Origin of the sequence: Sporolactobacillus sp. CQH2019, from assembly GCF_028765345.1 — a bacterium.
In the GTDB taxonomy this organism is placed as follows: Bacteria; Bacillota; Bacilli; order Bacillales; family Sporolactobacillaceae; genus Sporolactobacillus.
Genome location: NZ_JARAJZ010000015.1, coordinates 34,148 through 52,388 on the forward strand (window position 1 = coordinate 34,148; position 18,241 = coordinate 52,388).

Consider the following 18,241-nt stretch of genomic DNA (forward strand, 5'->3'; position numbering starts at 1 on the left):
AGAAGGTGTGTTAAAGCTTACTCATTTATCATAGACGCCCCGATGCAAGCATTCAACATTCATGTCATAAAATCTAACACAATTTCTTTTCAATCAGGAAAAATAATAAAAATGTCTCTGCTGTCACATCTTCCGACAGCTGTTACTTGGAAAAAGGCCTGCTCATCTCGCCGGCACGGGCAATGGCCTGATGCACGCATTCGATGATCGCTTCCCGGGTCTGATATCTATTCAGAGTGTCGATACCTGCCTGCGTCGTTCCCCCCGGTGTAGCCACGGCCTTGAGCAGATCGCCCGCCGTTTTTCCGGAACGGTTCAGCAGGGCAACGGCACCGTTCAAAGTCTGCAGAACGAGCTGAGCGGAGGCTTCGGCGGAAATTCCCTCACGGATACCGGCCTCTTTCATCGCTTCGGCAAGATAATAAAGATAAGCGGGTCCGCTTCCCGATAAGCCCGCGATTACATCAATATCCGATTCTCTGACGACGGTTGCCGTACCGACCGTTTCAAACAATTTTACCGCAAGATCCATCTGTTCGCGGGAAACGAATTCACCGGCAGCCATACCGGTAGCCGAGAGCCCTATCGAAGCGGATGTATTCGGCATGACACGGACGATCGGCAGATTCTTTCCAGCAACGGAAACGATATAAGCAGAAGGAACCCCGACCATCAGCGAAAGGACCAGCTGATCCGTCTGAAGGAAATCCTTCATTGAGATCAGAGCTTCCTTTGTATCGCCCGGGCGGAATGCAAGAATAACCACTTCGGCCTGCTCCAGTGCAGCAGGCTTGTCCTGAGTCACGTGCACGTGATACACGCGTTCGAGATAGTTAAGACGATCTATGCTGGAATGGTTATTGATCCAGACACGATCGGCACGGATAAGATTCTTGTTCAGAAAGCCCTTTAACAGGGATTCCGCCAATTCACCTGCGCCGATAAATGTAATTTTGTTAAGCATCGGTCGATCCCCCAATAAGGTCAATTACATCTATTATAGCTTGGAAATACCCGGTTGATAAGAGCGATCATCGTTATTTATAACTTTTATGTGAAAACCGGCTCTGAAACCGGGGAAGCGCAACCGTTTCTTATGGGCGGTCGGTCAGTGAATGAATCAGATCGGCTTCTCTTTTCTGCTGCTGTTGATCGATCTGCACTCCGGAATAATGTATAGAGGCCACCTTTCGATCGGCGCTGCGAAAATTTGTGAACGCACGCATCTGCGACGTGTAGCGGCTCCAGCCGGCGACCAGTGCCAGCACAATAAGCATAACCTGCGGCGATGAAAGTGTAAAATCCATAATTCCGTAAGCGATAATCGTCGGAAGTGAAAAGAGAAACAGATTGACCGCATATCGATTTTTTTTATCGCTTCTCAGACATTGAAACAACAGGTATCCGCTGAATAACATAATGGCAGTAAAGAACAGGCCGACAAACACGCCTGAAGAGTCAAAAATGGAGAGAAAAAGATCGTGCGCGTGCGATACCATGCGTCCCGTCAGATTGAAATATTGAATGGGAAATCCCAGGGGTGTTGTGCCGAAAAGCGGCTGTTCAAAAAAAATATGAAGACTGTTCTTCCAGATAGTCAGGCGATCGCCGAGTGACGAGCTCGTGTTCTCCGAACGGGGCATAAACCTGAAAATGAGCGGAGACAGTAGGACGATGCCCCCTGATGCGGCAAAAAACAGGCGCTTATCCAGCTTGGCCAGAAAAAGCAGCAGCAGCAGCAGCATAATGATAAAGCCGGCCCGCGATCCCGTGTCATAAACTGCCAGGCCGAGTATTGGGAGCAGAACCAGGCAGAGTGCCCCCGTCCTGTAATTGTTCCGCCCGATGGCACGTAGCAGTTCAACGAGAAGGAACGCCAGCGCGAGAATGAGCAAATAACACGCATAATTAGGATTATAAGCCGATCCGTAAAGCCGGTTTTCTCTGGTGAAACCTAACAGCAGATGTCCGGTCATCAGGGCGACTCCCTGTCCAACCAGCGAATGGTCGGAGAAAAGGTGGAAAAATTTATCAGATAGGTAAAGATAAACCCCGCCGAAAATCGTAATCCAGACATACTGCCTTATCTGCAGAAATTCGTGATGATGCAAGTAATAAAGATAGACGCCCATGTAGCCCAGGATCATCAGTGTCGACAGCAGATAGAAAATCCGGAGAGTGCTGAGAGCGGCGCCGACGGAAGCCAATGCTATCAGCATAAACAAAATGCTGATGGCATCCTTCGGCAGAGGGCGCCTTTTTCTGACCCTATCCGTCCACTCCACGGCGCCGAGAGCGGCGAGCCAGGCTATTCCCAGAGGCGGAAGAATATATAGCAATATAAAGCCGATCATAAGAGGCTGATTTCTGATGATTTTAATCCCGTTCATCTTGTAAATTCCCCCGAAAATGGCATGATACACTCAAGTCCATTCCTTATATTCTATACAGTAATCTGCGGATAAAGGAGATTTGTGTGTAAATTTATACATCTGTAAATTATTTGTAAAGACGGATGCGGTTGCCGAGAAGCTGCTTCAAGCTAATAAAGGATATCATGGAAAGCCCGGATTGCCAAACCCTTGGCACAGCCTGCGGAGGTCGGGACGGCCTCGTGGCGGACAGCGGCTGCTTATCCGATAAAATTTTGTACTTCCCTATATAATATAAAAAGAACGGTCAAGAATCATCAATCGGAATTTTTTATGAGAACGGCATGCAGCGAAAAAACTGCCGGCATCACAAATAACGGCTATAATAAAAAGGACAAGGTTTGCACTATGTTGGAGGCGATCATGATGAAACTGGCAACGATCGGAACGAGCAAAATTACCGATTCATTTCTCAATGCCGTTGAGAAAAGCGGAAGGCTGACCTTTGAGGGCGCCTATTCGCGGACAGAGGAAAAAGCACAGACATTTACTGAAACACATCATGGGAAAAAATGGTTTACATCAATTGAAAAACTGGCGGAAAGCAGCGATATCGATGTCGTTTATGTGGCTTCGCCGAACAGTCTGCATTTTGAACAGGTGAAAGTGCTGCTCGGCGCAGGCAAGCACGTGATCTGTGAAAAACCGATCTTTGCGACTGGGAAAGAGTTTGCCGAGGCATTTGAATTGGCGGAAAAAAATCATGTTTTCCTGTTTGAAGCAATCCGCAACATTCAGACACCGGTGTTTGCCCGGCTGAAGGAGGAGCTGCCGAGAGCGGGCAAAATCCGTTCTGCGGTCCTGCAGCTGATCCAGTATTCTTCCCGATACGATCAGTTTCTCGAGGGAAAAATCACAAATGTTTTCTCTCCTCAATTTGCCGGCGGCGCGCTGGAGGATCTGGGCGTTTATCCGCTGTATGTTGCTGTTGCGCTATTTGGCGCTCCGGAAGACGCGGCTTATTACCCGGTCAAGCTGTCAAGCGGCATCGACGGCAGCGGCACACTCGTTTTGCGGTATGAGGGGTTTGTCTGCACGATTCTTTGCTCAAAGATCGCCCACTCGGGTGTGCCTTCGCAGATTCACGGCGAAAAAGGGACATTCAGCATCAACAGTTCGTCCGACATTTCCCGGCTGGAATGGCAGGATGCGCATACGAAAGAAACGGAAACCGTCGCTTCAAATCCGTCGGACAACGACAAATTTTATGAAATCAACCGTTTTGCCGATATCATCGAAAACGGACGCACATCGGATTATCTGCATTTGAAAAACCTGAGCCGTGAAGTGCTTCGCGTGATGGAAACCGTCCGCAAGCAAAACGGAATCATTTTCCCAAACGACCGGTGAGCCGATTCAGTTATGGAGCGCCGGGGTGTCAAAGGCTGAAGAAAAAATTATGCTCATATTACAAAAAAGGCATCAATTACGATGCCTTTTTTGTATTGCTTCAGACTGAAACAGCCGATCAGGCAAAAATAAAAACGCTCGGCGGCTGCATTGGAAACGGGAGAAAATGAGCGGTCCCTCCTGTTCCCTTTTTTAATACATGGAGGGGCGCTCCCTTTTCAAAACAATGGTTCAAATTAAAATGGCATTTTTGTTTGCGTTATATATAACATTGTCTTAATATAATTATATTGTTATATAAACAATGATGAATATATGAATAAGGAGACCGGGATTGAAGAAATTTCTTCACCATTGGAGGTTATTGGCGACAGGAGACGGCTTACGATACTCGCCTGTTCAGTCGGGAGAGATATGTATCTGCGAATTTTTCGATTTATCACAGTCGGCCATTAACCGCACCTGAAAAAATGAGTTGGACCGGCGTCATCCAGAGAATGTGGGTCTACTTTCGCTTGAAGGAGGATCCGCCCGCCTGCTTGACGGCGATCATTCGGGTACCTCCCCGGCAGATTTCGGAAAACGGCGACCTGTCGGAAAGATCGAAATCAGGTTGCCATAAAAGGGCAATACGAAAAAGGGCACAGGCAGTTTTTCAAAATTCGGCATTGCGCGGTTTATCAGCCTGTCGCAAGTCAAATTAAAAATTTTGGTAAAGGGGTTTGCATGTATGAACACTGTTTCAAATGATCAAATCAGACAAAACGTCCGAAACCGATACAGACAGATCGCTCTCCAGGATATCTCGGCCGCAGCTGGCTGCTGTTCACAGGGCGCCGGCTGCGGCAGCACTCCGGCCGATCATGACGGCGTGTCGGAAAAACTGGCTATTCGGCTGCTGAACTGTCTTCGGTTCCGGCGGGCGCCAATTTAGGATTGGGCTGCGGAAACCCGCAGGCGATTGCTTCGCTGAAGCCGGGGGAACATGTACTCGATCTTGGGAGCGGTGCCGGGTTCGATTGCTTTCTGGCGGCACGTCAGGTCGGCGCAAAGGGCCGTGTGATCGGCGTCGATATGACCCCGGAAATGATCAGCAAGGCGCGCCGGAACGCTTCTGCAGGCGATTTTCCCCATGTGGAATTCCGGCTCGGGGAAATTGAATATCTGCCGGTTGCAGACCGCTCCATTGATGTCATTCTTTCCAATTGCGTGATTAACCTGTCTCCGGACAAGCAGCAGGTGTTCCGTGAAGCTTTCCGCGTACTGAAGAAGGGCGGCCGCCTGGCCGTCTCCGACATTGTCCTGACTGCGGAATTACCGCCGGATATTAAAAACGATCTGGATGTTTCTTATTCAGGATGTATTTCCGGTGCCTCTTCAATCAAAGATCTGCAGTCCATGCTGGAACAAAGCGGGTTTTCGCAGATCGAGATTAAACCGAAAGACGAATCTAAATCATTTATTAAAGAATGGATGCCGGGAGCGGGCATTGAAAAGTATATTGTCTCTTCGACGATTCAGGCGCTGAAACAATAAATGTCATTATCAGCAGATATTTTAAAAACAGCAAATCGGGCAGAAGATCATTTCCGTTCATCATAGCAGTTATTTCCGGCTGCCTGCGAGTCCCGCATACCCTTCGCTGAATTGGAGAAAATGAAAAAAAATCAATCATAGCGAAGGACTGAACATCATGGATCAAAAAAAGGTTTCTTTTTCTGAAGAAACTCGTTCGGTATGGCGGGACTCGGTACATTTTCCCACATTCAAGCCTCTGGAAGAGGACATTCAGACCGAGACGGCGATCGTCGGCGGCGGAATTTCCGGAATTGCAGCGGCCTATTTACTGGCGAAAGAGGGGATGAAAGTCGCCCTGATCGAAGCAGCGCAGCTCTGCAGCGGAACAACCGGATATACGACGGCGAAGGTGACGGCTCAGCATGGTTTGATTTACAATGAACTGATCGGGCATTTTGGCGTGGAAAAAGCGAAACTTTATTATCAGGCTAACCGGGAGGCGCTCGATTGGATCGGCCGGATCGTCCGGGAACAGGATGTTCGCTGCGGCTTTCAAAAACGGCCGGCCCTCGTTTATGCAACGTCCGCCCGGAAAGCTGAAGAGATTGAAAAAGAGGCTGAAGCCTATCGGAAACTGGGCATTCCGGGAAGCCTTTCCGATTCGATCGGGCTGCCGCTCCAAGTTAAAAGAGCCCTGACCATGCCGGAGCAGGCGCAGTTCCATCCGCTGATGTTTCTTCATTTTTTGATCTCGGAACTCGTTAAAATGGATGTCCCGATCTATGAACAGACACTGGCGGTGAATATTGAGGAAGAGCCGTCCTGTGTCGTCCATACCGAAAAAGGGCCGCGGATTCATTGCCGGGAAGTATTAATCTGTTCCCATTTTCCCTTTTATGATAAGGCCTTCTACTTTTCGAGAATGTATCCTGAGCGTTCTTATCTGATGGCTGTCGAGACAGATCAGTCACCTGAAGGCATGTACCTCAGCGCAGAAGAGCCGAAACGTTCGATCAGGAGCCTGACTCTGGACGGGCGTTCGCTCGTGCTCGTCGGCGGCGAGAATCACCGAACCGGCCGCGGTGAGAACACGGCCGCTCACTTTCAGAATCTGGCCGCGTTTGCCGAACAGGTTTTCGGGACGGACTCAATCGTTTGCCGCTGGTCGGCTCAGGACTACACGACTCTTGACAAGGTACCGTATATCGGAAGACTGTCGGCTGGAAAGCCTCATATTTATGTAGCGGCAGGTTTCAGAAAATGGGGGATGACGACGGGAATACTTGCCGCGAGGCTGCTTGCAGATCAGCTTCTGGAGCGCACCAATCCATACGGCGCAGTTTTCAGCCCGTCGCGCTTTGCCGCCGATCCGATGATCAAGCGCTTTTTCATTGAAAATAGTCAAGTAGCTGGCCACCTGATCAGCGGAAAGCTGGCCAAAGCATCGACGTCGATTGAAGATCTGGACGCTGACGAAGGCGCCGTCATCTCTTTAAACGGGAAACGTGCCGGTGCCTATAAAGATAAGAACGGTCGGCTGACGGTCGTTGATACGACTTGCCCGCACATGGGGTGTGAGGTAAACTGGAACCAAGGTGAGCGGACATGGGACTGCCCATGCCACGGATCGCGCTTCAAGGCAACCGGGGAACTGATTGACGGTCCGGCGAAGAAGCCCCTGAAGCAGCTTTACGCGGAGAAGCGGACCGACGGCGACACGAGACAGGTGTAAAAGAGGTGTTGTTCACTTGAGTATTATTGATATTCTGGCGGAAGAGAAGATTCAGGAAGGGCTGAAGTCGGGAGCTTTCGACAACCTGGAGGGGCAGGGCCGGCCGCTTAAGTACGAAGATTTATCGGCGGTTCCGGAAGATTTGCGTGTCGGCTATAAAATGTTGAAAAATGCCGGTTATCTGCCTGAGGAACTGCAGTTGAGAAAAGAGATCGTTACGTTGAACGAACTGATCCGCTGCTGCGGGGACGAACCGGAACGGCGGCGCCTCAGCGGCGAGCTGCGGATCAAGAGACTGAAATTCAATCAGCTGATGGAAAAGAGATCCGTCCGCACATCGCAAACGTTCCGCAATTATCGGAATAGAATGTTCAGCCGGCTGCATATGTAAAGAAAACGTGCCGATTGGTAGCCTTTAGGTTCAGCCGGCTCCTAGCGCGGCGTGAAAGTGACGTGAACTCTTCTTCTTCTGAAAAGCGATCACTTGGCACGGACGCCGGTCTGTTTCTCTGAATGTTCATACGAATGGCGATTTTGTTTCTCTGAAAAAGATCGGTATCATGCGCGGACAGGCGTTGCATGGCGAAAACAGCCGATCTTTTTCGGCCGGCTGCCTGCGTATTTCGGTAAATTGTGGTGGAAATCGCCGGGAAATGCGGTATAAAAGCAGAATAGCGACAGCAACGTGCGGAAAATCAACAGTAACGGCCAAAGAATCGGCAATAAACGGACCGTAAGCAATAAGTGCGGATAATCAGAACAGAAAATCGTCTCTGATGGATGGATCAGCCCGCGGCCGGAATTTTATCGGTCGACGGAGTGGGTTTAACGACGGCGCCCAGGCTTTCGGTCAATGTCGGGAGTTTATCGGTCTGCGTGTCCGATTTATCGGTCAATGCCGCGATTTTATCGGTCGCCGAATCCGTTTTATCGGTCAGCGCCGTGGATTTAACGATCGGCGCTTGGGCTTTCGGTCATGGTCAGGAGTTTATCGGTCAGTGTGCCCGATTTATCGGTCAATACCGCGATTTTATCGGTCGCCGAATCCGGTTTATCGGTCGACGGAGTGGATTTAACGATCGACGCCCGGGCTTTCGGTCAATGCCGTGAGTTTATCGGTCGGCGTGTCCGATTTATCGGTCAATACCGCGATTTTATCGGTCGCCGAATCCGGTTTATCGGTCAATACCGCGATTTTATCGGTCGTCGAATCCGGTTTATCGGTCAGCGCCGTGGATTTAACGATCGGCACAGGGCTTTCGGTCATTGCACCCGGTTTATCAGTCGCCGCGGAATTTTATGGATTGCGGAAACGTTTTTCGTCTTTCGAGAGATTGACGGTCTCAGGAAAAATCGATCATTATTGGACGGCTCAGCAGGAAAATGAGTTAAGGTGATACTCATATTATTTTATAATACCAAAAAAGAGCGGATGAACCCCGCTCTTTTTAATCCGCATTCGGTTTCGCTCGATATAAGAACAATAAGCATTGGAACAAGCGTGAATCGCCGCAACGGGATCGCTTCCGCACGGAACCTTTTGACGGCCGCACATGCTTTAATCCGGCAGAACGGAAAACAGGCAGGGACGGCATCCGCGTTTCCTGCCTGTTTTCCGTTTATTTAAGTCCCGTATAAATGAGAACCGCGTCGCGCAGCATTTTTGCCCCGCCCTTGCCGAGCCGGCTGTCATAGTGTTCTGTAAAGCGCGGATCATCGACGTACATCCGGACAAGTCCCGCGTGAGCTTCTTTGGTATAGGAAGTCCAGAAGTAGCCGAGCCATTGCTTGTGCAGAGCCGCTGCGCGCTGGGCCGCTGCGCCGTGCGGATCAGCGGCTTTCATGGCTGCCTCCAGTTCGGTAAACATCTCCTCCTGAATCCTGACGGTCCGATCATAGTCCTCTTTGCTCAGACTGCCGAACTTTTTGTAGGATTCCTCGACCGTCTCAGCCCCATATTTTTCCCGGATTTCTCTTCCAAATTGTTCTTCGTTCCGATCGATCAGATCTTTCTTAAATCCTTCAAATTTCTCCCGGTCGGTCATTGTGATCTCTCCTTTTTTAGCGGACAACGTTTTTTCGACTGTCGCGATCAGCCTATTCAAACGTTCTCTTTCTTTCAATAATTTGTGATACTGTTCCGCCAGAGCAGAATCGATATCAAAATCGGGTGCGGAAAGAATATGACGGATATCTTTCAGGCTGAAACCAAGCTCACGATAGAAAAGTATCTGCTGGAGAAGGTCGACCTGTTCGCGGCTGTAGATACGGTATCCCGAATCGTTGATTTTTCCCGGTTTCAACAGATCGATCTGATCATAGAAACGCAGTGTCCGTGCACTGACACCGGCCAGATCGCCAAGCTGTTTGACAGTGTAGTTCATGCAATCGCCCCCGACGTTTTTTATGCTACACCATGACGTTGCGTCAAGCTCAAGACTTTTTCATTAAATAAATTTCTGCCGTTTAAGCCGGCAATGCGGATCGTGCATTTTCCCGCTGCGAGTGCATGTCCAAACGTGCGGCAATCCTTTTGTCTTCCGATTTTTTCCGGCACGGACAAAAGCTGTCTGCGCCACGTCCGGTTTAAGGCGGGATGTTTGCTATTTTTCGGCTCGTTCCATAAAATAAAGATGGAGTCAGAAAGGCAAATTCGCTTCATTGGGCGGGAGGACCTGCCTGCGGTAGCCGGCGGAACATATTGGCCGGCAACGGGCGAGTCCGCATTCCAGCTACAATTAAGGAGGATTTCTCTATGGCAAAAAAAGTTGCTGCAGTACTTGCAAATGACTTTGAAGATGTGGAATTCACCGCTCCGGCCGATGCTTATAAGAAAGCCGGACATACTGTCACGGTCATCGGAACGGAAAAAGGTGCGACGATCATCGGAAAACATGGGACGAAGGTGACGGCGGATGCGTCGATCGACGACGTCAGGCCGGAAGATTTCGACGCATTGCTGATCGCCGGCGGCTACTCGCCGGACAATCTGAGAGGCGACAGCCGTTTTGTTGCTTTTGCGAAGGCGTTTATGGATGCCGACAAGAGCGTCTTTGCAATCTGCCACGGGCCGCAGCTGCTGATCACCGCGGAAACGCTGAAGGACCGCAATGTGACCGGCTACAAATCGATTGCCGTGGATCTGAAAAACGCCGGTGCCAAGTATCATGACGAAGAAGTCGTTGTTTGTCACAATCTGGTGACAAGCCGTACACCTGATGATATTCCGGCCTTTAATCGTGAAAGTCTGAAAGCTCTCGCCTGAAGATCCGGATCGATAGCAGGCCGAAGCCGCTGTTCGCGAAGAACGGCGGTTTTTTTTAGAAAAAATCCGGTCTGAAACTTTTGCAGCTGTATCGATATCGAAACTGTGCCCGTCCGCCGAAGAGACGTCCTTTCCGCAGTCTGTCGTTTCCCGGCTTCAGCCATCGGAATGGGTACGCAATGCCTCTGTCCGATTTTGCGGATGGCTGTTCAATGACTGAAGAAAAATCCGGGCTATGTCCAGATTGCATTGTTCATTTATCTGCAGCCGCCGCAGGGTTGTCCGATTGAGATGCTCATGCGGTTTTATCGGCCATTCACCGCAGACGTCGATCTCTTCGACTTCTTTTATTGATAAGAGCTCTTTAATAGATTGACAAAGTTGGCCAATGGAAAGCTTTCCCTGGTCCCAGTTTGTTTTTACAAAGCGGGGAGAAAGAATATCTTTGTCGATGCTGATCTGAATGGCTTTCGTCGGAATAACGGAAGCGATCCGCTCTCCCGGCGGAATCCGATTTTCGGGGAAAACAATCACTTTCCGCCTGATCATTGAAGAAGCGGATCGGACGGAAAGCGGATCGGGGCCGATTATAATGACTTTTTTCAGGCGGGGAACAGCGGCCAGAGCATGATAAACCCATGAACTGCAGGAAAGAAGCGGCCCGATCTGTCCCTTGCTGAGATCGGTATGGTGATCAAAGAGCACCAGAGTAAACGGATGGACGATTTCCCGCATCAGAGCCAGTGCGGCATAATGATAGTTGCCGCTGCCGAGAAACGCGAGCCCCTTATCAGGGATGAGTGCGAGCCTGTCGCAGATGATCCGGAAGGCGCGCGGGGAACAATAAAGGCTTGTTTCGCGCAGATTGCTGAAATCGATCCACTGATGATGAATAGATGCTGTCAGTTCTTTCTGATGCTCGTAAGATCCGTCAAAGTTGAGAAATACGACTTGATCGTGCAGCATGACCATCCTGTTCACCTCCTGCCCGGTTCAGTCCCGCAGGTTTCTGTCATGGGGAATGAATTCGTTTACACTGAATATTTTAACGCTTTTCAAAATAAAGAAAAAGCGGATTCAGCAATCTCTCCTGCCGGCGCTCTGCACAGACAGGCCAGGGAAAGAATCCGCGGCAAAAAAATAGATCATTTTATCAGCATAGATTATGATGAAAACGTTAACAAAAAAAGGAGGGGTAAGATGTATCCTTACGGCAAACAATTTCCGAAAATTGCTCCCGATGTCTTTATAGCGCCCGGAGCGCAGGTTATCGGGCAGGTTGAGCTGGCGGCCGGTTCATCGGTCTGGTTCAATGCGGTCCTGCGGGGCGACGTGGCGGGGATCTTCATCGGCGAAGGATCAAACATCCAGGACGGTACGATTGTCCATACTGACACACACCACCCGGTGAAAGTAGGCCGGAATGTGACAATCGGCCACAATGTCACGCTGCACGGCTGCACGGTTGAGGACGGGGCGCTGATCGGCATGGGCTCGACCATCCTTAACGGCGCTGTCATCAAAAAAGGGGCCCTGGTCGCCGCCGGATCTCTTGTTCTGCAAAACCAGGTTGTTGAAGCCGGCGTGCTGGTCACCGGGGTTCCCGCTCAAAAGCGGCGCAAACTGACGGATGCCAATGTCGCCTATCTGAAGTATGATGCGGCCCATTATATAGAGCAGGCGAAACGTTATATGGACCTGGGGATCAATCAGAACCGCACCGGCGAATAAAAAAGATTTCCCGGCGTCCCATAGGTCGGCACGTGATCCGGCCTCCGCTCACTGCGGATGACGGTTACTTTGCATCCGGCACTTGATTTCTTTCACAATGGCGTCAATATAATCCTTGATCGGCACGTCCGCAGTACACGGGATGCTGATGTTCGGATGATGCAGAGGGAGCAGAAATTTTTTGCACGTAAGATTTGAAAAAGAACGCACCATATTTCCTGTAATTTCCCCCTGGATAGAGCCCGGCTGAATGATTCCGATCGGAGCGATAATGCAATCAATCGATTCGCGCCTGCAAAAGGAGCAGAAGCCTCTTTCGCCGCTGATGCCGATATCGGAACCGGCCCGGACCATTTTCGTTGTGGCGAAAGTATTTGTTCCCAATGCGACAATGTACAGACCATGGGGGAAGGCCTGACGCAATTTTTTTACGACGGTTTGTCCGAGCCCTGCGCCCTGACCGTCGAATACAGCTATTTTCATGTCTCGATGCTCGCCTACCTGTGCAAAAAAGCGTCATAATTTTTTAAGCTGCCGACAGCTAATTATTATATAATTAGATTATATAATAGGAAACAATTTATTTCCTAAAGGAAGTATTCTTAATAAAAAATCCATTAAGGAGTACCGGGGGTATGGAAAAATGAACACGATCAAAGTGGTTAAGCAATTGTTGGAATGGAATGAAGACTGCAGCAATGAGGTCAAAGATATCCTGAGCGGGAAAAAGATATTTGCGATTAATATCATGTCGGCTCCCGGTGCCGGAAAAACGAGCCTGATCATTAAGCTGATTGAAAAATTGCAGCCCAATTACCATGTGGCCGTGATCGAAGGCGATATTGCCGGTCAGATCGATGCCGAGAAACTGGATAGTTTGGGCGTTCCCGTTGTTCAGCTGAATACCAACGGCGCTTGCCACATCGAGGCGATGTCGATGAAGAAAATGCTCGGCTATTTTGATCTTGACGACATCGATGTGCTTTTTATTGAAAACGTCGGCAATCTGGTGTGCCCGGCTGAGTTTGAGGTCGGCGAGGACGCCAAACTGGCAATGGTCAGTATTCCTGAAGGGGATGATAAAGTCGTAAAATATCCCCTGCTTTTCTCTAAAGCCGATATCGTCGTCTTGAATAAGTTCGATATGAAGCGCTTTTTCGATTTTAATGATCGGGAGCTGGAAGGGGATGTCCGCGCTCTGAACGGCGAAGCGAAAGTTTACCGGACGTCCTGCGAAGCAAATGAAGGTATCGATGCCCTCTACAAGGACATTGAAAAAAGAATTGTCGGAAAACTGGGTGAAAAAAACGCTCAGGCACGATAATCTGCTCCTAATAACAAAGCCGCGAAGACGGTTTTTATCTTTGATAAAAATCGGTTTTCGCGGCTTTGTACGTTTCCACGGCAGCCTCATTCATAATGAAATCATTTTGCCGATCGGCAGGCAGCGTGCATCTTCACCGTGGCCAAGCTGTTCCGTTTTGGCTACCGGCAGCCCGTATTTTTCCGTGATGCCGAGAACAAGCCGCTCGATAGCCGGCGTTTGTTTCCCGGCTTCCATAGCGGTAAATGTTCCGAGCAGAACTCCGGCGCATGAACGAAAGACGGAAAGCTGATCTAACTGAGCGAGCAGCGAAGCAATGCGCGCGGGTCCGCCGCCCAGCGCCTCGAGAAAAATGATCTTGCCCGCGGGATCGGGAAAATAGTCCGTACCGGCCAGTTTCAGAAAGCAACGGATATTGCCGCCAATTGTTACGCCGGCCATTCCACTGCCGCGCAGCCAGTGATAATCAAAAGCGGGTGAAGGAGCGGATGCTAAGAATGTTTCGCGGAAAATCCGTTTTTGCTGCTCGGCAAAAGGCCCGGCCAGATTCTTGATCCGGTAATGCCAGGCGGCCGCTCCGCTGCATGCGAAAACAGCGTTATTAATAACGGACAGGTCGCTGATGCCGACAAACGGCGTATCCGCCCGGCGGATTCTGGCAAAATCGAGATAGGGCAGAATCTGATTGGCACTGTCGCCGCCGGAGACGTCGAAGATCGCTCGAATTGCATTATCGGAAAAAAGACGCATAAGTTCCGAAGCACGTTCTTCGGGTGTGCCGCTGAAGGGCGTTCCTGTCCTTCGGAAAAGGGTATGCGCTCTTCTTGTCTGCAGCCCGGCAGCGCCGAGCACCCGTTCAATCTTTTCAATCTTCGCCCTCTCTTCAGGAAAAAGCCCGTCCGAGCAGGAGATCAGACCGACCGAATCTCCTTTCTGCAACAACGTCATCAATGGTCGCTCCTTATCTGTTTTCATGATTCAGCGCTCTCTGCCGCAATCCTTTCGGATAATAATTTTTTAGCAGCCCGCCTGCGGCTTTGACCCAGCCCAACGGAAAGCCGTCGATCAGTACGGCCGCCCAGCCTTTGAACCCGGCCGGGGCAGGCAATGTTTCTCCGCGCAGGTAGGCTTCCCAATCTCCATTTTTCGAAGTCATGGCAATTGTCGATCGAAAAGCCTGAGCCGGCAGAGCCAGCGCGAGCGCGTGGTTCGGTTCAAACCGCTTCTTCTTCTGCTCGCCGAGATGCAATCCCGCGCGGATTACGTTCAGCCCGTCCAAATCCGGGCAGCCGCCGGGCAGCAGGAAAAGCTGTTTTCCCGCAAAGAAAAAAATGCCATTCAGCTTTTCGGCAAGCGCTTCGCTCTCGAACAGCCGGTAATCTTTCAGCAACGTTTCTTTGGCGGATTTCGCCGTCCGGCCTTTCTGTACCGTTTGTACGGTTTCATATTTCTGCAGTTTGGCCGCAAAATGGCCTTCTCCGGCCAGGCGATGCGGCCAAAGGCGGGCCGTCCGGCCGATCAGCGAATTCTGAGATTCCGTCCATTCCGGCCTTCCGTTCTCAATCCCGTTCTTTTTCTCGACAGGCAGGAGTTCCAGATCGGGATATTTGGCCAGCAGGCCGTCGATCATTTGTTCATTTTCTTCAGGCGAAAAAGTACAGGTTGAATAAACGAGTATACCGCCTGCTGCCAGCATCCGATACGCATAATCAAGAATCTTTGACTGCAGCGCCGCGCATTTCCGAACATGGGCGGTACTCCAGTAGTGCACAGCCTGCGGGTCTTTCCGGAACATGCCTTCCCCCGAGCAGGGCGCATCAACAAGAATTCTATTGAAATAGCCCGGGAAATAATCGGCCAGCCGTTCAGGTGTTTCGTTTGTGACGAGTGTATTCGTTATCCCCATGCGCTCGATATTTTCCGATAATGCCCGGGCCCTTTTCGGATAAACCTCATTGGCTACAAGCAATCCTTCATTATTCATGGCTGCCGCAATCTGCGCCGACTTGCCCCCCGGAGCAGCGCACAGATCGAGCACCTTTTCTCCGGGTCGCGCGCCGATCTGTTCCGCAACAAACATCGCGCTCGGTTCCTGAATGTAATAGAGACCAGCCTGATGGTACGGATGTTTTCCCGGCTTGTCTGTTTCTTCGTAGTAAAAGCCGGACGGGCAGAAGGGGATGGATTTCAAATGAAAACCGGATTGCTTCGCCAAAGTTTCCGGAGTGATTTTCAGAGAATTGACCCGCAGGCCGAATGCCCGCTGCTGCCTGTAACTCAGGAAAAAGTCGGCGGATTCGCTGCTCCCCATCAGATCGGTCATTTTTTGAATAAAAGCTTCGGGCAATGACAAAAAAGCCCACCTCCTTATCCGTTGCGCCGGTTAATCAGCCGATACGGAAATATGTCTGAACGCACGCACATCAAACAGCCCTGTGTCGGTCAGTTTCAAATCCGGAATGACAGGGAGGCTGAGAAACGATAGGGTCAGAAAAGGATTGAACGAATCCGCTGCGCCCAGCGCCGCCGCTGCCTCGCGCAGTTCTTTCTGCTTCTCTGCGACCTCTGCAGCCGGAGCGTCGGTCATCAGCCCGGCAATCGGCAGGGCCAGCTCTGCGCTCACTTTTCCGCCGTTCACGACGACCATGCCGCCCTGAATGTCCTTGAGCCGCTGCACGGCGGCGATCATGTCCTCGTCGCTGCAGCCGGCAACGACGAGATTATGTGAATCGTGCGCAATCGTCGTGGCGATGGCCCCTGTTTTTAATCCGAATCCGCTGACGATTGCAAGACCGACCGTTCCGAGCCCCTTATGACGCTCAATGACCGCGAGTTTAAGAAAATCCTTCTTTTCCGAGAAGCTGAATGCACCGTTTCGGACCGGAACCTCCTCGACACGGTCTTCAGTGACGAGACTGTTCGGGATGATGCCGATCACATGTGCCTTGCGGGACGGACCGATTTTCAAAGCGAGCCGTTCAGGCGTCAGCTCCGGTAAAATCAGCGGATGCGGCTCAGGCTGCGTCCGGGTGCCACTTTCTTCGGAGAAAATTCGTCCGCCCTCGGCAACGAGTTCTCCGCGAATATAAACCTGATTGATTGAGAACTGTTCGAGGTCGTCAAGCAGCAGAAAATCGGCTTCATAACCCGGTGCAATCGCGCCTTTCGTCGTCATTCCGTAACATTCCGCCGGATTGAGCGACGCCATTTTGATACAGGTGACCGGATCCAGACCGCTGCGGATCGCCATGCGGACATTGTGATCGACGCTGCCTTCCTTGATCAGATCGTCGCAGTATTTATCATCGGTGCAGAACAGGAAGCGCCGGCTGTTGGTCTCATTGACTAGACCGATCAGCTGAGGAAGATCCTTGGCCACGGTGCCTTGACGGATCATGATGTACATGCCGCGCGACAGGCGTTCCTTTGCTTCATCGATCGTGACACATTCATGATCGGTGCGGATTCCTGCCGTCCTGTATACATTGATTCCTCTTGCGTCGAGTCCGGCGCCGTGTCCATCGATCCGCCATGTATGCTTCCGGGTCATCAGCAGTTTGTCGATCATGACCGGATCGGCATTGAGCACAGCCGGGAAGTCCATTACTTCCGCGAGCCCGAATACACGTTCATTTTTAAAAAGCGGCTCGAGGTCCGATGCATGAAGCGTCGCACCATTATGTTCAAACGAGGCGGCCGGTACGGACGAAGGCAGCATGACATAGATGTCGATTTGGCTGTCCGCTGCCCGCTGAAGCATGAAGCGGATGCCGTTCGTGCCGAGAACGTTGGCGATTTCATGCGGATCGATAATTGCCGAAGTGACTCCGTGCGCCGCCAGTACAGCGGCAAACGCGCCCGGCGTTAAAAGCGACGATTCGATGTGCACGTGCGCATCGATCAGCGACGGGCTGATGATTTTTCCCGCCGCATCCAGTGTCTTTTTCCCCTCATATGTCCCGAGGCCGACGATCATGCCTCCGCTGACGGCGACATCCGCTTCGATCAGTCCGCCGCTGAAGACGTCAACGATTTTTCCGTTTTTGATCACGAGATCCGCCGGCTCTTTTCCGGAAGCCGTGCGGATACGTCCGATCAGATTCTTTCTTTCTGTTTCCATAACTATACCCCTCTCGGAATCCGATAACATCTATTTTTCCATTATAGATCATTATGATTATTATAGCTGAAAATCGACAATCGGGAAAAAGGGCGTCCGCTGCGGGGGACAGAGAGTTTTCCTCACAACAGACGCCTGTCTGATTCATTCAGATTTATGCCTGATTCATTATGCCGGCCGTCCGGTAAAATATTCAATGTGAGTATCTCTCTAGCTCATTTTCCTGCCGGACCGGCAGATGATAATCGACTTTCCTTGGGACCGTCAATCTCTCGATAAACGGAGAACGTGTCCGCAATTGCTAAACTTTCGCAACGGTCGCTAAACTAGGTGCGACGGCCGATAAAACCCGTGCCGACCGATAAATTGCCTGCGATGACCGAAAAGCAGCGTATGCCGACCGAAAACCTGTCTACGTCGGCCGATAAAACCCGTGCCGGCCGATAAATTGCCTGCGATGACCGAAAAGCAGCGTGCGATGACCGAAAACTTCCCCGTAGCGACCGAAAAGCAACGTGCGCCGACCGAAAACCTGTCTACGTCGACCGATAAAACCCGTGCTGACCGATAAATTGCCTGCGATGACCGAAAAGCAGCGTGCGATGACCGAAAACTTCCCCGTAGCGACCGAAAAGCAACGTATGCCGACCGAAAACCTGTCTACGTCGACCGATAAAACCCGTGCNGCCGATAAAACCCGTGCTGACCGATAAATTGCCTGCGATGACCGAAAAGCAGCGTGCGATGACCGAAAACTTCCCCGTAGCGA

General features: G+C 50.9%; 16 protein-coding genes and 1 pseudogene. 9 read left to right on the forward strand and 8 right to left on the reverse strand.

Going from position 1 to position 18,241, the window contains the following annotated elements; translation table 11 throughout:
- Positions 1 to 142: 142 nt before the first annotated feature.
- The gene (gene proC / locus OYT88_RS17635; protein WP_274401675.1) at positions 143 to 964 is read right to left on the reverse strand and encodes a pyrroline-5-carboxylate reductase; all 822 of its coding nucleotides are present in this window, start codon (positions 962 to 964) and stop codon (positions 143 to 145) included.
- A gap of 130 nt (positions 965 to 1,094) precedes the next feature.
- Positions 1,095 to 2,390 (reverse strand): O-antigen ligase family protein, encoded by a 1,296-nt coding sequence (locus OYT88_RS17640; RefSeq protein WP_274401676.1) that lies wholly within the window; start codon positions 2,388 to 2,390, stop codon positions 1,095 to 1,097.
- Positions 2,391 to 2,798: 408 nt separating this feature from the next.
- Here OYT88_RS17640 and OYT88_RS17645 point away from each other — a divergent pair, with 408 nt between their 5' ends.
- From OYT88_RS17645 to OYT88_RS17670, 6 genes and pseudogenes are all read left to right on the forward strand, one after another.
- Positions 2,799 to 3,782 carry a Gfo/Idh/MocA family protein gene (locus tag OYT88_RS17645; protein WP_274401677.1) on the forward strand — a complete coding sequence of 328 codons (984 nt, stop codon included), beginning with the start codon at positions 2,799 to 2,801 and terminating at the stop codon, positions 3,780 to 3,782.
- 730 nt (positions 3,783 to 4,512) lie between these two features.
- Positions 4,513 to 5,318: pseudogene (locus tag OYT88_RS17650) on the forward strand (class I SAM-dependent methyltransferase).
- 157 nt (positions 5,319 to 5,475) lie between these two features.
- Positions 5,476 to 7,032, forward strand: coding sequence for an FAD-dependent oxidoreductase (locus OYT88_RS17655; protein ID WP_274401678.1), 1,557 nt, complete (start codon positions 5,476 to 5,478; stop codon positions 7,030 to 7,032).
- A 16-nt stretch (positions 7,033 to 7,048) separates the two neighbouring features.
- Complete coding sequence (locus tag OYT88_RS17660; RefSeq protein WP_274401679.1) at positions 7,049 to 7,423, forward strand: DnaJ family domain-containing protein; 375 nt, start codon at positions 7,049 to 7,051, stop codon at positions 7,421 to 7,423.
- 389 nt (positions 7,424 to 7,812) lie between these two features.
- On the forward strand, positions 7,813 to 8,142 hold the full coding sequence (locus OYT88_RS17665) for a hypothetical protein (RefSeq protein WP_274401680.1): 330 nt from the start codon (positions 7,813 to 7,815) through the stop codon (positions 8,140 to 8,142).
- Positions 8,139 to 8,429: a hypothetical protein gene (locus OYT88_RS17670; RefSeq protein ID WP_274401681.1), complete on the forward strand. Its 291-nt coding sequence runs from the start codon at positions 8,139 to 8,141 to the stop codon at positions 8,427 to 8,429. Before OYT88_RS17665 ends, OYT88_RS17670 begins: the two co-directional genes overlap by 4 nt.
- 222 nt (positions 8,430 to 8,651) lie before the next feature.
- Here OYT88_RS17670 and OYT88_RS17675 read toward each other — a convergent pair whose 3' ends face one another.
- Positions 8,652 to 9,416, reverse strand: coding sequence for a MerR family transcriptional regulator (locus OYT88_RS17675; protein WP_274401682.1), 765 nt, complete (start codon positions 9,414 to 9,416; stop codon positions 8,652 to 8,654).
- A gap of 371 nt (positions 9,417 to 9,787) precedes the next feature.
- Between OYT88_RS17675 and OYT88_RS17680 the strand changes: the two genes are divergently transcribed.
- The gene (locus tag OYT88_RS17680) at positions 9,788 to 10,297 is read left to right on the forward strand and encodes a type 1 glutamine amidotransferase domain-containing protein (RefSeq protein ID WP_274401683.1); all 510 of its coding nucleotides are present in this window, start codon (positions 9,788 to 9,790) and stop codon (positions 10,295 to 10,297) included.
- Between the two features lie 156 nt (positions 10,298 to 10,453).
- On the opposite strand, the gene OYT88_RS17685 is transcribed toward OYT88_RS17680, so the two are convergent.
- Positions 10,454 to 11,269 carry an arginase gene (locus tag OYT88_RS17685; RefSeq protein WP_274401684.1) on the reverse strand — a complete coding sequence of 272 codons (816 nt, stop codon included), beginning with the start codon at positions 11,267 to 11,269 and terminating at the stop codon, positions 10,454 to 10,456.
- A gap of 42 nt (positions 11,270 to 11,311) precedes the next feature.
- Here OYT88_RS17685 and OYT88_RS17690 point away from each other — a divergent pair, with 42 nt between their 5' ends.
- Positions 11,312 to 12,028, forward strand: a complete 717-nt coding sequence (locus OYT88_RS17690) for a gamma carbonic anhydrase family protein (protein WP_274401685.1) — start codon at positions 11,312 to 11,314, stop codon at positions 12,026 to 12,028.
- Positions 12,029 to 12,076: 48 nt separating this feature from the next.
- Here OYT88_RS17690 and OYT88_RS17695 read toward each other — a convergent pair whose 3' ends face one another.
- A complete protein-coding gene (locus OYT88_RS17695; RefSeq protein ID WP_274401686.1) occupies positions 12,077 to 12,511 on the reverse strand; it encodes a DUF3842 family protein in 435 nt (144 codons plus the stop codon).
- A 160-nt stretch (positions 12,512 to 12,671) separates the two neighbouring features.
- On the opposite strand from OYT88_RS17695, the gene hypB reads away from it, so the two are divergent.
- The gene (gene hypB / locus OYT88_RS17700; RefSeq protein WP_274401687.1) at positions 12,672 to 13,352 is read left to right on the forward strand and encodes a hydrogenase nickel incorporation protein HypB; all 681 of its coding nucleotides are present in this window, start codon (positions 12,672 to 12,674) and stop codon (positions 13,350 to 13,352) included.
- 90 nt (positions 13,353 to 13,442) lie between these two features.
- On the opposite strand, the gene OYT88_RS17705 is transcribed toward hypB, so the two are convergent.
- Genes OYT88_RS17705 through ade form a run of 3 tightly spaced genes read right to left on the reverse strand, consistent with a single transcriptional unit; the run spans position 13,443 to position 17,472 of the window.
- Positions 13,443 to 14,300 carry a S66 peptidase family protein gene (locus OYT88_RS17705; RefSeq protein WP_274401688.1) on the reverse strand — a complete coding sequence of 286 codons (858 nt, stop codon included), beginning with the start codon at positions 14,298 to 14,300 and terminating at the stop codon, positions 13,443 to 13,445.
- Between the two features lie 13 nt (positions 14,301 to 14,313).
- Positions 14,314 to 15,705: an RsmB/NOP family class I SAM-dependent RNA methyltransferase gene (locus OYT88_RS17710; protein WP_274401689.1), complete on the reverse strand. Its 1,392-nt coding sequence runs from the start codon at positions 15,703 to 15,705 to the stop codon at positions 14,314 to 14,316.
- 30 nt (positions 15,706 to 15,735) lie between these two features.
- Positions 15,736 to 17,472, reverse strand: a complete 1,737-nt coding sequence (gene ade / locus OYT88_RS17715) for an adenine deaminase (protein ID WP_274401690.1) — start codon at positions 17,470 to 17,472, stop codon at positions 15,736 to 15,738.
- Positions 17,473 to 18,241: the final 769 nt, after the last annotated feature.

Bases quoted from the DNA above. Each gene is read 5' to 3' on its own strand.
- OYT88_RS17695 (WP_274401686.1), bottom strand. From the start codon at position 12,511: ATGAAAATAGCTGTATTCGACGGTCAGGGCGCAGGGCTCGGACAAACC.
- proC (WP_274401675.1), bottom strand. From the start codon at position 964: ATGCTTAACAAAATTACATTTATCGGCGCAGGTGAATTGGCGGAATCC.
- OYT88_RS17680 (WP_274401683.1), top strand. From the start codon at position 9,788: ATGGCAAAAAAAGTTGCTGCAGTACTTGCAAATGACTTTGAAGATGTG.
- OYT88_RS17685 (WP_274401684.1), bottom strand. From the start codon at position 11,269: ATGGTCATGCTGCACGATCAAGTCGTATTTCTCAACTTTGACGGATCT.
- OYT88_RS17645 (WP_274401677.1), top strand. From the start codon at position 2,799: ATGAAACTGGCAACGATCGGAACGAGCAAAATTACCGATTCATTTCTC.
- OYT88_RS17665 (WP_274401680.1), top strand. From the start codon at position 7,813: ATGGATCAGCCCGCGGCCGGAATTTTATCGGTCGACGGAGTGGGTTTA.
- OYT88_RS17675 (WP_274401682.1), bottom strand. From the start codon at position 9,416: ATGAACTACACTGTCAAACAGCTTGGCGATCTGGCCGGTGTCAGTGCA.
- OYT88_RS17640 (WP_274401676.1), bottom strand. From the start codon at position 2,390: ATGAACGGGATTAAAATCATCAGAAATCAGCCTCTTATGATCGGCTTT.
- hypB (WP_274401687.1), top strand. From the start codon at position 12,672: ATGAACACGATCAAAGTGGTTAAGCAATTGTTGGAATGGAATGAAGAC.
- OYT88_RS17690 (WP_274401685.1), top strand. From the start codon at position 11,312: ATGGGGAATGAATTCGTTTACACTGAATATTTTAACGCTTTTCAAAAT.
- OYT88_RS17655 (WP_274401678.1), top strand. From the start codon at position 5,476: ATGGATCAAAAAAAGGTTTCTTTTTCTGAAGAAACTCGTTCGGTATGG.
- OYT88_RS17705 (WP_274401688.1), bottom strand. From the start codon at position 14,300: ATGACGTTGTTGCAGAAAGGAGATTCGGTCGGTCTGATCTCCTGCTCG.
- ade (WP_274401690.1), bottom strand. From the start codon at position 17,472: ATGGAAACAGAAAGAAAGAATCTGATCGGACGTATCCGCACGGCTTCC.